The organism is Streptomyces sp. NPDC048514 (genome assembly GCF_043199955.1).
In the GTDB taxonomy this organism is placed as follows: domain Bacteria; phylum Actinomycetota; class Actinomycetes; order Streptomycetales; family Streptomycetaceae; genus Streptomyces.
Genome location: NZ_JBICWT010000014.1, coordinates 188,953 through 201,332 on the forward strand (window position 1 = coordinate 188,953; position 12,380 = coordinate 201,332).

Annotated in this window: 10 protein-coding genes; 7 read left to right on the plus strand and 3 right to left on the minus strand. The window is 74.0% G+C overall.

Translation table 11 applies throughout. From position 1 onward, the window contains the following. The first annotated feature begins 104 nt into the window (after positions 1-104). From ACGFT2_RS29480 to ACGFT2_RS29500, 5 genes are all read left to right on the plus strand, one after another. A complete protein-coding gene (locus tag ACGFT2_RS29480) occupies positions 105-1,577 on the plus strand; it encodes a DEAD/DEAH box helicase (RefSeq protein ID WP_393283861.1) in 1,473 nt (490 codons plus the stop codon). A gap of 159 nt (positions 1,578-1,736) precedes the next feature. Further along, positions 1,737-2,072, plus strand: coding sequence for a CBS domain-containing protein (locus ACGFT2_RS29485; protein ID WP_393284046.1), 336 nt, complete (start codon positions 1,737-1,739; stop codon positions 2,070-2,072). Between the two features lie 57 nt (positions 2,073-2,129). After that, positions 2,130-2,417 carry an SCO5918 family protein gene (locus ACGFT2_RS29490; RefSeq protein ID WP_393283864.1) on the plus strand — a complete coding sequence of 96 codons (288 nt, stop codon included), beginning with the start codon at positions 2,130-2,132 and terminating at the stop codon, positions 2,415-2,417. A gap of 139 nt (positions 2,418-2,556) precedes the next feature. Then, the gene (locus tag ACGFT2_RS29495; RefSeq protein ID WP_393283866.1) at positions 2,557-2,778 is read left to right on the plus strand and encodes a hypothetical protein; all 222 of its coding nucleotides are present in this window, start codon (positions 2,557-2,559) and stop codon (positions 2,776-2,778) included. Between the two features lie 197 nt (positions 2,779-2,975). After that, positions 2,976-5,036, plus strand: coding sequence for an NAD(+) synthase (locus ACGFT2_RS29500; RefSeq protein WP_393283868.1), 2,061 nt, complete (start codon positions 2,976-2,978; stop codon positions 5,034-5,036). Positions 5,037-5,345: 309 nt separating this feature from the next. Here the strand turns inward: ACGFT2_RS29500 and ACGFT2_RS29505 are convergent, their stop codons facing one another. Beyond that, positions 5,346-6,059, minus strand: coding sequence for a TIGR03943 family putative permease subunit (locus ACGFT2_RS29505; protein WP_393283871.1), 714 nt, complete (start codon positions 6,057-6,059; stop codon positions 5,346-5,348). Continuing rightward, on the minus strand, positions 6,056-7,147 hold the full coding sequence (locus ACGFT2_RS29510) for a permease (RefSeq protein ID WP_393283874.1): 1,092 nt from the start codon (positions 7,145-7,147) through the stop codon (positions 6,056-6,058). Before ACGFT2_RS29510 ends, ACGFT2_RS29505 begins: the two co-directional genes overlap by 4 nt. A gap of 403 nt (positions 7,148-7,550) precedes the next feature. On the opposite strand from ACGFT2_RS29510, the gene ACGFT2_RS29515 reads away from it, so the two are divergent. Beyond that, complete coding sequence (locus ACGFT2_RS29515) at positions 7,551-9,380, plus strand: NAD-binding protein (RefSeq protein WP_393284049.1); 1,830 nt, start codon at positions 7,551-7,553, stop codon at positions 9,378-9,380. Positions 9,381-9,539: 159 nt separating this feature from the next. Here the strand turns inward: ACGFT2_RS29515 and ACGFT2_RS29520 are convergent, their stop codons facing one another. After that, positions 9,540-11,345 carry a prolyl oligopeptidase family serine peptidase gene (locus ACGFT2_RS29520; RefSeq protein WP_393283876.1) on the minus strand — a complete coding sequence of 602 codons (1,806 nt, stop codon included), beginning with the start codon at positions 11,343-11,345 and terminating at the stop codon, positions 9,540-9,542. Positions 11,346-11,523: 178 nt separating this feature from the next. On the opposite strand from ACGFT2_RS29520, the gene ACGFT2_RS29525 reads away from it, so the two are divergent. Beyond that, positions 11,524-12,315: an SURF1 family protein gene (locus ACGFT2_RS29525; RefSeq protein ID WP_393283879.1), complete on the plus strand. Its 792-nt coding sequence runs from the start codon at positions 11,524-11,526 to the stop codon at positions 12,313-12,315. Positions 12,316-12,380: the final 65 nt, after the last annotated feature.

Sequence of the window (12,380 nt, forward strand, 5' to 3'; positions counted from 1 at the left end):
AAGGGCTTCGAATTTCCGTTCGGCCTGTTCTTGTGAATCCTCGCGCGCTGACGCGCGCCCGGGAGGAATTCCTCGATACGCGCCGCATCGAGGAAGGTTCCCCCGTGAACCGCACGCGCTCCGCCGCCCGATTCAGCCGTTCCCGGACGCAGACGCAGGAGACACGCCGCCGCAGTCCCGGCCCGGCCGCCGGTCGTACGAACAACCGAGGAGGCCGCTCCTCCTCCCCGCGGCAGCAGGAGTTCGCCCTGCCGGCCACCCTCACCGAACCGCTGCCCGCGGTCGAGGCGTTCGCCGAGCTGGACATGCCCGAACGGCTGCTGTCCGCGCTCAGCGCCGAGGGCGTGGCCGTGCCCTTCCCGATCCAGGCGGCCACGCTGCCCAACGCCCTGGCCGGCCGGGACGTCCTGGGCCGCGGGCGTACGGGCTCGGGCAAGACGCTCGCCTTCGGCCTGCCCGTCCTGGCCCGGCTGGAGGGACAGCGGGCCCAGCCCCGGCAGCCGCTCGCCCTCGTCCTCGTACCCACCCGGGAACTGGCCCAGCAGGTCACCGACGCGCTCACCCCGTACGCCCGCGCCCTGCGGCTGCGGATCGCCACCGTGGTGGGCGGCATGTCGATCGGCCGCCAGGCCAGCGCCCTGCGCGGTGGCGCCGAGGTCGTCGTCGCCACGCCCGGCCGCCTCAGGGACCTGATCGAACGGGGCGACTGCCGGCTCGACCAGGTCTCCGTCGCCGTCCTCGACGAGGCCGACCAGATGGGCGACATGGGCTTCATGCCGCAGGTGACGGCGCTACTCGACCAGGTGGCCAGTGGCGGTCAGCGACTGCTGTTCTCGGCGACCCTGGACCGCAACGTCGACCTCCTGGTGCGCCGTTACCTCCATGACCCGGTCGTGCACTCGGTGGACCCGTCCGCCGGAGCGGTCACCACGATGGAGCACCACCTGCTGCACGTGGACGACGCCGACAAGCACGCCACCGCCACCGAGATCGCCGCCCGTGACGGGCGCGTGATCATGTTCCTGGACACCAAGCACGCCGTGGACCGGCTGGCCAAGCACCTGCTGTCCGTCGGCGTGCGCGCCTCGGCCCTGCACGGCGGCAAGTCCCAGCCGCAGCGCACCCGGACACTCGCCCAGTTCAAGGACGGCCACGTCACGGTCCTGATCGCGACGAACGTCGCCGCTCGCGGAATCCACGTCGACGATCTCGACCTGGTCGTCAACGTCGACCCGCCCGCCGACCCCAAGGACTATCTGCACCGCGGCGGCCGTACGGCCCGTGCCGGCGAGTCCGGCACCGTCGTCACCCTCGTGCTGCCGCACCAGCGTCGTACGGTGGACCGCCTGATGGCCGACGCCGGCATCACCGCGCGCTCCGCGCGGGTCCGCCCGGGCGAGGCCGAACTGAACCGCATCACCGGCGCCCGGACGCCCTCCGGCGTGCCCGTCACCGTCACCGTCCCCGTGCAGGCTCCCGAGCGGCGCGAGCGGCCGGCGGCCGGCAGCGGCGGCGGTCGCGGGCGGGGCGGACGAGGTGGCAGCCGTGGCCGCCGCTCCGGCAGGACCAGCCGATAACCCCGGCACGGGCTTCACTCGCGGCGGTCGAGGCCGCTCACGCTCGTCCCGCCCAGCCGACGAAGAGAGAAGCCATTGACGCCGCTTTCGCAGCGAGCCCGGCAGACCGACCACCGAACCGGCCACGCCACCGGCACCGGGCTGACCGCCCGTGACGCCATGAACGCTCCCGGACCGCAGGTCGACGACCACATGACCGTCGACGTGGCCATGTCGGTCCTGATCGGTGCCCGCGTCCCGCACCTGCTCCTGCAGGACGACGACGGCCGGTGCACGGGGCTGGTCACCCGGTCACAGCTCGCCGCGCACCGCGGCGGTTCCTGGTACACCGACCGGACCCGGCTGCGGGACATCCCGCTCGACCGGGGGCCGTTCACCCCGTCCGCCGCCGTGCTCGGCGAGGCCGAAGCCGCCATGCGCCTGCGGACGCTCCAGGCGTCCCCCGTCGTCGACGAGCAGGGCTACGCCCTGGGTGTCCTCGGCCTCCCTCACTGACCCCTTCGGCTCCGCCGTCCCGCCCCTCGCATTCCCCCTGCGTCCTGTGGAGGCATCATGCGCTGTGTCATCGCCCGGTTTCCCTTCGACCTGACCAAGAGCGAGGTCGAGCAGTTGATGGAGGGCATTCCGCCCGAGCCCGCCACCGGTATGTGCGTGGCCGTAGGCCGCCGCGTCTACCCGGTCAAGCAGGTGGGGCAGGTGATCACCAGGCAGGACCGCCGTGACTTCACGGCACAGGAGGTGCGCAGGGCCCTGACCCGGCTCGGCTTCGCCTGCCACGACGCTCCCGTGGCCGCGCCGGCCCAGGAGGTACGGGCCGACGACGCTCCGTGGGCCTGGTGAACCACGCCGGTGCAGCGCCGGCGTGGTGAACCACGCCGGCGCAGCAGAGTCCGGGGCCCGATCCGCACGGCGGATCGGGCCCCGGCCGTTTCCGGTGTCCCGCTCGCATCAGAAATCGAACACGTGATTGAATTCGGTCATGCGATCGACTCCCGAGGACCTGGCCCACGCACAGGAGGAGTGGCACGCCACCTACCGGCAGCTCGCCGAGCACCAGCGCACCGAGCTGCGCCGGAGACTGATCCGGCTGTCCTCGCAGGTGATGTTCCACCCGTACTGGCAGGACCGGGGGACGGCGGCCCGGGCAGCACTGTTCACACCCCGGCGCACGCGCCGGGTGGGGCCGGGTCGGGCCTCGTAACGACAGCCCGGGCCCGGTCCGCAATCGGCCGGCCGGGACCTGAGACCAGGGATCCTGGCGGGTGCGGTCCCCGTCCCTGGGCGAGCCGGAGGCCGTGGCCCCGTCGGGGGCGGACCGGGCCGGGGATCTAGGCTTCTTCCGGTAGGGCATTCGTCGCCTCCGTGCGGTTCGTGGAGACGGCCAGCCATGGTGGAGTCATGAGGGACGTCCCGTTGAACTTCTGGTCGATCTATCAGCACGGCTTCGCGCGCGTCGCCGCGTGCACGGGCCACACCGTCATCGCCGACCCCCGGGCCAACGCCGAGACGGTGCTGCGGCACGGGCGCCGGTGCGCGGAGGAGGGCGTGGCCGTCGCCGTCTTCCCGGAGCTGGGCCTGTCCGGCTACGCCATCGACGACCTGCTGCTGCAGGACGCGCTGCTCGACGACGTCGAGGCGGCGCTCGCCGACGTGGTGGCCGGCTCCGCAGACCTGCTGCCCGTACTGGTCGTCGGCGCCCCGCTGCGCCACCGCGGGCAGATCTACAACTGCGCGGTGCTCGTGCACCGCGGCCGCGTCCTCGGCGCCGTACCCAAGTCGTACCCGCCGAACTACCGCGAGTTCTACGAGCGCCGGCAGATCGCCGGCGGCGACGCCGAGCGCGGCGGGACGATCCGGATCGGCGGGGAGACCGTGCCGTTCGGCGTGGACCTGCTGTTCGAGGCGACGGACGTCCCGGGCCTCGTGCTGCACGCGGAGGTCTGCGAGGACATGTGGGTGCCGGTGCCGCCGAGCGCCGAGGCCGCCCTGGCCGGCGCGACCCTCCTGGTCAACCTGTCGGGCAGCCCGATCACGGTCGGCCGCGCAGAGGACCGCAAGCTGCTGTGCCGCTCGGCGTCCTCACGCTGTCTCGCCGCGTACGTCTACGCGGCGGCCGGTCTCGGCGAGTCGACGACCGACCTGTCCTGGGACGGCCAGACCATGATCTACGAGAACGGGATGCTGCTCGCCGAGACCGACCGCTTCCCGCTCGACGAGCAGTACGCGGTCGCCGACGTGGACCTGGACCTGCTGCGCCAGGAGCGGCAGCGGATGGGCACGTTCGGGGAGAACCGCCGGACCCACGCCGCACGCACCGGCGACTTCCGCACCGTGCGGTTCGAACTCGACCCGCCCGCCACCGACCTGGGGCTGCGCCGCCGGGTCGAGCGCTTCCCGTTCGTGCCCGCCGACCCCGACCGGCTCGCCCTGGACTGCTACGAGGCCTACAACATCCAGGTCGCCGGGCTGCAGCAGCGGCTGGCGGCGATCGGCGGCCCGAAGGTGGTCATCGGGGTCTCCGGCGGCCTGGACTCCACCCACGCGCTGATCGTCGCCGCCCGCGCGATGGACCGCGCCGGCCGGCCCCGCAGCGACATCCTGGCCTTCACCCTGCCGGGCTTCGCCACCAGCGACCACACCAAGGACAACGCCCACCGGCTGATGCGCGCGCTCGGCGTCACCGCGGCCGAGCTGGACATCACTCCGACGGCACGGCTGATGCTGCAGGAGATGGGCCACCCGTTCGCCTCCGGCGAGCCGGTCTACGACGTCACCTTCGAGAACGTGCAGGCCGGTCTGCGCACCGACTACCTGTTCCGGCTGGCCAACCAGCGCGGTGGCATCGTGCTCGGCACCGGAGACCTGTCGGAACTGGCGCTCGGCTGGTCGACGTACGGCGTCGGCGACCAGATGAGCCACTACAACGTCAACTCCGGCGTGCCGAAGACGCTGATCCAGCACCTGATCCGCTGGGTCATCGGCAGTGGCCAGTTCGACGCGGAGACCGGCGAGATCCTGGCCGCGATCCTGGACACGGAGATCAGCCCGGAGCTGGTACCGGGTGAGGAGATGCAGTCGACCGAGTCCCGGATCGGGCCGTACGCGCTGCACGACTTCACCCTCTTCCAGGTGCTGCGCCACGGCTTCCGGCCCTCCAAGATCGCCTTCCTGGCCTGGCACGCCTGGCACGACGCGGACGCCGGGGCCTGGCCGCCCGGCTTCCCGGAGGCGAAGCGGGGGTCGTACGACCTGGCGGAGATCCGGCACTGGCTGGAGGTCTTCTGCCGCCGCTTCTTCGCGTTCGCGCAGTTCAAGCGCTCGGCCATGCCGAACGGGCCGAAGGTCTCCGCCGGCGGTTCGCTCTCGCCGCGCGGCGACTGGCGGGCTCCGTCCGACGGCAACGCGCACGCCTGGCTGCGCGACCTCAGGCGGTTCGACGCCGACGGCGCGGACGCCTGACACCGGCCGCTCCAGCGGTCACCCCCACGTGGACGCCTGACACCGGCCGCTCCCCCGGTCCCCCTCACGTGGACGCCTGACACCGGCCGCTCCAGCGGTCACCCCTACGTGGACGCCGGGCACCCGGCCGCTCCCCCGGTCACGTCCGTGCGGGTGCCAGCTCCCGGAGGATGCGCGCGAGGTCGTCGGGGGCGGCGCACGGCCTCCGGGGTGTTCATGCGCGCGATTGTGCCGCCGCGCGGGTCCCGGTTCTTGTGCCGGGCCCGGCAACCTGGGCGGGCCCCCGCTGCCGTGTCCCGACGTCCGCCCTCAGTTGTTCCAGGTCTCGTCGTAGGGGTCGTGCGGCACCGGGACCGGCTTCGCGGACGTGACCTCCAGGTACGGGATCGGGCCGTCGTCGACGGGGTCGCGTAGCGTCCCGGGCCTGTAGGTGCCGGTCACCTCCAGCCAGGCGTCCGGACGCAGCACCGGGGGCAGCTCACCGGTCAGGGCGATCTTCACCGGCTGGGCGTCCGCCGCACAGCAGTTGAGGGCCATGCGGACGAGATAGGGAGCGCCCGCGTGGTCCAGGGCGAGGAACCCGGTGACGCGGACCGGCCGGCCGTGCAGGGAGCGGCCGTGGTCGTAGGCGGCGCGGGAGGCGTAGTCGACCACGGAGAGCGGGACGGGGGTGCCGGTGGGCAGCGTGCCGTAGGCGTACGGCTTCTGCAGGGCCGTACCGGAGCGCAGGGCGCTGTAGGAGCCGAGGGCCGGCGGGGCGATCAGGATGAGCGCCAGGAGCGGCAGCAGCAGGAGCCAGGAGATCCGCGGTTCGGGGTGGGCGTGCCCGGTGCGGGCGGTCCCGCCGGCCCTGCGTGCGTACCAGGCCGTCGCCAGCGCCGTCACGATCAGCACCGCGCCCGAGGCCAGCAGCAGCGGGCGCAGGCCCGCCTTGACGTACCGCAGGTAGAGGTCGGTGGTGCCGGCGTGCAGCAGGGCGGCGCCGAGCAAGAACAGTACGGCGGCCTGGGCCTGGCGGTTCACAGCAGCACCGCCCCGGTCACGATGGCGCCCGCGACGGCCACCGCGAAGGTGGCGGGGGCGAAGCGGAGCGCGAAGGCACGGCCGAAGGTGCCGGCCTGCATCGCGAAGAGCTTCAAGTCGATCATGGGGCCCACCACCAGGAACACCAGCTTGGCCGTCGGGGAGAACTGGGTGAGGGAGGCGGCGACGAACGCGTCCGCCTCCGAGCAGATGGACAGGAGCACGGCCAGGACCGCGAGGGCGAGCACGGAGAGGACGGGGTTGCCGGCCGCCGTGCGCAGCCAGTCCGCGGGGACGGCCGCCTTCAGGGTGGCCGCGGCCATCGCGCCCAGCACCAGGAACCCGCCGGCGTGCATGGTGTCGTGGCGGACCGAGTTCCAGAACGTCTCGCCCCTGGTGGCGCCCTCGTGGGCGCCGTGGGCCCGCGGGCGCAGCAGGTCCGTGCGGCCGAGGCGCTGCCACAGCCAGCCCATCGCGCACGCCACCAGCAGGCCGGCGACGAGCCGGGCCAGAACCATCTCGGGGTTGCGGGGGAAGGCGACGGCGGTGGCGGTCAGCACGATCGGGTTGATCGCGGGCGCGGAGAGCAGGAAGGCGAGGGCGGCGGCGGGGGTCACTCCCCGGCGGACCAGGGCGCCCGCCACCGGCACCGACGCGCACTCGCAGCCCGGCAGCAGCGCCCCCGCGACCCCGGCCACGGGCACGGCCAGGGCCGGGCGGCGCGGGAGGGCGCGGGCGAAGAAGGACGGCGGGACGAACACGGCGATCGCCGCCGAGAGCAGCACGCCGAACACCAGGAAGGGCAGCGCCTGCACGGTGACCGCCACGAACACCGTCATCCAGCTCTGCATCGCCGGGGCGGCGAGCGCTCCGCGGATCGGGGACTGGGCGAGGACCGCCAGGACCAGCGTCGTGGTCAGCACCAGAGGGGAGCTGAGCCGCCGGCCCCCGCTCCCCGGCCGTTCGCCGGCGGGGCGCACCCCGCCGACCCCGACCGCGATCGCGACCCGCCGATCGGCCGGCCGGCCGGCGGTGCCCGCCGCGTCCGGCGTCGCGGCGCCGGGCGGGGCGTCTTCGGTGATGGCCACGGATGGATCCCTCCGGCTGATGCACTGCCTCCCCCTCAGTACGCGGGCCCCTGCACCGGCGTTCACCTCGTCCGGAACGCGGACCGGACAACACCCCACCGAGTCCCGAACGCGGACCGGACAACATCCCACCGAGTCCCGAACGCGGACCGGGCACCGGTGCTCGCCTCACCCGGCACGCGGCTCCGGCACCGGACGTTCACCCCCTTCCGGCACGCGGCTCCCGCACCGGGAGTTCACCCCTTCCTCCACGCGGCTCCCGCACCGGGCGTCACCCCGTCCAGCACGCGGGCGCGGCAACGGTGTTCATCCCGTCGTTGGAACCGGCCTTCTCTCTGGGGCAGTCTTTTCCCTCGTGGCGAGCGTTCCGTATCAAGGGGGTCCCGGGACCCGGCCGGCGCACATGGTGGTGTGCGGTGACGACGGGCTCGCGCACCGGCTGGCCGCCGAGTTGCGCGGGGTCTACGGCGAGCGGGTCACCCTCGTGGTGCCGCCGAGCGAGAGGACGGCCAGACCGCCCGTGGTGGGACGGGCCAGGGCCGCTTCGGCGGCGTTGTTCGACCGCGTGGTCAACGCCGCGGCCGGCTCCGTGGGCCGCGGCGGCACCGGGCACTTCGCCGGGGCGGCCGGCACGTCCGTCCAGCCCCCGGACGGAGAAGGGGTGCTGGCCGCGGGCGAGCTGACCGAGGCCGTGCTCGCCGAGGCCGGAGTGGAGCAGGCGACCGCGCTGGCCCTCGTGTACGACGACGACGAGACCAACATCCGGGCCGCGCTGATCGCCCGTCGGCTCAACCCGCAACTGCGGCTCGTCCTGCGGCTCTACAACCGGCGGCTCGGCCAGCACATCGAGGAACTCCTCGACCAGGTCACCACGTTGGCCGGCCGGGACGCCGGAGGCGCGGACGCCTCCACCACCGTGCTGTCGGACGCCGACACCGCCGCACCCGCACTGGCCGCCTCCGCCGTCGCGGGCACCAGCAAGGTCGTCCAGACCGAGGGCCTGCTGCTGCGGGCCGTGGAGCGCCCCTCCGCCGGGGACGGGCAGGCCGCCGGATCCGGCCTGTGCACCCTCGCGCTGCTCTCCGCGTCCGGGGCGGATCCCGCGGCCGACGGCGCCGAGGGCAACGGGGAGCAGGAACCGCGGCTGCTCCCGGACGACGAGGAGGTACGGCGGTCCGGCGGGCGGCCGGCCATGGTGCTGGAACAGGTGTCCGCCGCGGGGGCGGAGTCGGCGGCACCCGCTCACCGGGTGCGGGGCGTACCGCCGCTCGCCTCACTCTTCTCCCGGCGGCTGCGCTGGTCACTGGCCGGGATCGTCGGGTGCGTGGTCGCGCTCGCCGTCGCCCTGTGGATGGTCACCGGCATCCATCCGCTGCGGGCCTTCTACCTGACCCTGCTGGACATGTTCGCGATCGACGACCCGGCGATCGGGGAGTCCCTCGGCCGGCAGCTCCTGCAACTCCTGTCCGGGCTGGTCGGGTTGTTGCTGCTGCCCGTTCTGCTGGCGGCCGTCCTGGAGGCGCTGGGCACCTTCCGCACCGCCTCCGCGCTGCGCAAACCGCCGCGTGGACTCGGCGGTCACGTGGTGCTGCTCGGCCTCGGGAAGATCGGTACCCGGGTGCTGACCAGGCTGCGGGAACTGGGCGTTCCCGTGGTGTGCGTGGAGTCCGACCCGGACGCGCGGGGCCTGGCGACCGCCCGCCGGCTGCGGGTGCCGGTGGTCCTCGGGGACGTCACCCAGGAGGGCGTACTGGAATCCGCGGTGATCCACCGGGCCCAGGCGCTGCTCGCGGTGACCAGCGCCGACACCACCAACCTGGAGGCCGTGCTGTACGCCCGGACCGTCCGCCCCGACCTGCGTGTGGTGCTGCGGCTGTACGACGACGACTTCGCCACCGCCGTGTACCGGACGCTGCGGGCCGCGTACCCGCAGGCGCTGACCCGGAGCCGGAGCGTGACGTATCTGGCCGCTCCCTCCTTCGCCGGGGCGATGCTGGGCCGGCAGGTGATGGGCGCGATTCCCGTGGAGCGCAGGGTGCTGCTCATCGCCGCCGTGGACGTGGACGGGCATCCGCAGCTGGAGGGCCGGACCGTGCGGGAGGCGTTCCGGGCCGGGTCCTGGCGGGTGCTGGCGCTCGAGGGGCGCACGGACACGGCTCCCGGGCATGTGCTGGCGAAGGGGGACCGGGTCGTCGTCGCCGCCACCCGCCGAGGCCTCGCCGACCTGCGGTGAGCGCCCGGGGACCAGGCCCCCGGGCACCCGGGCACCCGGGCCCCGTTCGCCCTTCCGCGCCGGCCGGCCGGGCAGTAGGGCGGGCGGCTAGGCCGGCAGCCGGCCGGCCGGGCGGGCGGCCAGGCCAGCAGCCGGCCGGCCGGGCGGGCGGGCGGGCCGCTAGGCGGGCAGGTGCCGCTTCGCGAACTCCAGCTCCAGTCCGACCTGCTTGATCCGCTCGTCCACGACCAGCGAGCCGTGCCCGGCGTCGTAGCGGTACACCTCGTGGGGTGCGCCCCGCGTCTCCAGGCGCTTGACGTAGTTGTCGATCTGGCGGATCGGGCAACGCGGGTCGTTGACGCCCGCCGAGATGTGGACCGGAGCCTTGACCTGGTCGACGTAGGTGAGCGGGGAGGATGCCTCGAAGCGCTCGGGGACCTCCTCCGGGGTGCCGCCCAGCAGCGTCCGGTCCATGGCCTTCAGGGCCTCCATCTCGTCGTGGTACGCCGTGACGTAGTCCGCGACCGGCACCACCGCGATGCCCACCGACCACGCCTCCGGCTGGGTGCCGAGGCCGAGCAGGGTGAGGTAGCCGCCCCAGGAGGCGCCGGTGAGGACCAGTCGCTCGGGGTCGGCGAGACCGGTGGAGACCGCCCACTGCCGCACCGCGGCCACGTCCTCCAGCTCGATCAGGCCGATGCGGTGCTTGAGGGCGTCCGTCCAGGCGCGGCCGTAGCCGGTGGAACCGCGGTAGTTGATGCGGATCACCGCGTACCCGTGGTCGACCCAGGCCGCCGGGCCGGCGGCGAAGGAGTCCGAGTCGTGCCAGGTCGGGCCGCCGTGCAGATCGAAGACCGTGGGCAGCGGGCCGGTGGCGCCGGCCGGCTGCTGGATCAGGGCGTGGATCCGGCCGCCCGGGCCGTCCACCCACACGTCCCGCACCGGCACCGACGGCGGGCACGCCATGCCGGGCGGATCCAGGACGACGCCACCGGTCGTCGAACGCACCGCCGGCGGCTCGGCGGCCGACGACCACAGGTACTCCACGCTGCCGTCGGGGCGGGCCGTGGCGCCGGAGACCGTGCCGGGCGGGGTGGGGATGCGGGTCAGCTCGCGGGCCGCAAGGTCGTACCGGAACAGCTCGCTGCGGGCCTCGAAGCCGTGCTCGACGAGGAGCGCGGAGCCGTCCGGGTACCACTCGGCGCTGACGTCGCCCGGCAGGTCCAGGGCGAGGTCCGTCTGCGTGCCCGACGCCACGTCCCACACCAGCGGCTCCCAGCGGCCCCGGCGCTGATGGCCGATGAGCAGGCGGGTGTCGCCCTCGACGGGGGCGAAGCCCAGCACCTCCAGGCCCAGGTCCCGCGTGCCGCCCTCGGTGTCGTCCAGCTCGGCGACCGCCGATCCGTCCGGGCGCAGCACGCGCAGCGCCGCGTGCATGGCGTCGCCGTGCTCGGTGTGCTCGATGGCGATCAGGGAACCGTCGTGGGAGAGGTCGCCGACGCCGGCCGACTCGCGGTGCCGGTAAATCTCCACCGGGTCCTCGCCCGCGCGCGCGAGATGGACGGTCGTCCCCTCGTCGTCCGTGGAGCGGCCGACGACCGCCGTGCGGCCGTCCCGCGCCAGGGCCAGACCGGCCGGGTAGGAGGGCTCCAGGCCGGGCACCGCGGGCTCGTTCTCCCCGCCGGTGAAGGGCTGGCGGCGCCAGATGCCGAACTCGTCACCGTCCTTGTCGTCGAACCACCAGATCCAGGCGCCGTCCGGGGAGAGCACGCCGTCCGTCGTGCCGTTCGGCCGGTCCGTCGCCTGCCGCTGCGCGCCGGTGGCACGGTCCCAGGCGTACAGCTCGTACGTGCCCGTCGCGTTCGACACGAACAGGGAGCGGTCCGGTGCGTCCTCCGCCCAGTCGGGCAGCGACACCCGCGGCGCCCGGAAGCGCTTCTCCCAGTCCGGCATGTCCGGTGTGTCCGGCGTCCTGCTCTCACTCATGGCCCCAGTCATGCGCCCATAGTGCCTGGCCGCGCCGACAATTGGGGGACAGGTGTGCGCAGCCTGTGGACAACTTTTCGATCATGGCCGCCCGCACGGCCTCCGCCTCGCCGCTCGGGGCCTCCGAGAGCCGACCCCCGGGCCGGACGCCCGGCCGGGGCGCCGTACCGTGGAGGGTGTGTACCGGTTTCTGCTGACACCCCGCTGGTGGGGCATCAACGTCTTCGTGCTGCTCGCCATCCCGTTCTGCGTCTTCATGGGGTCCTGGCAGCTGAGCCGGTTCGAGGGGCGGGTGCAGGACCACCGCGCCGCGACCGAGCAGGCCGCGTCCGGCCGGCACGAGGCCGCGCAGCCGCTGGGCCGGATGCTGCCGGTCGACAAGAGCACCTCGGGCCGGCGTGTCACCGCGAGCGGCCGGTACGGCGAGCAGCTGCTGGTTCCCGGCCGGGAACTGGACGGCAAGCACGGCTACTACGTGCTCACCTTGCTGCGCACCGACTCCGGCAAGGCCCTGCCCGTCGTCCGGGGCTGGCTGCCCGGCACGGCGGACGCGGCCGAGGCGCCCGCCCCGCCCACCGGCCGGGTCACCGTCACCGGCGCGCTGCAGGCGTCCGAGACGCCGGGGGACAACGGCGTCGGCGCGCAGAGCGGGCTGCCCGCCGGGCAGACGCCGGCGATCAGCTCGGCGTCGCTGGTGAACCTCGTGCCGTACAAGCTGTACGACGCCTGGGTGACCCTGGACGAGGCGGACTCGGGGATGAAGGCCGTGCCCGCGACCGCGCCGGGCGGCACGGGGCTGGACCTGAAGGCGTTCCAGAACCTCGGCTACACCGGGGAGTGGTTCGTCTTCGCCGGATTCGTGGTGTTCATGTGGTTCCGGCTGCTGCGACGGGAGATCGAGTTCCAGCGGGACGCCGCGCTGGGCCTGGTCCCGGACGAGCCGGAACGAGCACCGGCCATCAGCGGCTGACCGGCCGCGGCGGTCTGCTCGCGGGAGGGGGAGGCGAGAGGGAAGGCGCCCCCGAAGGGGCACGG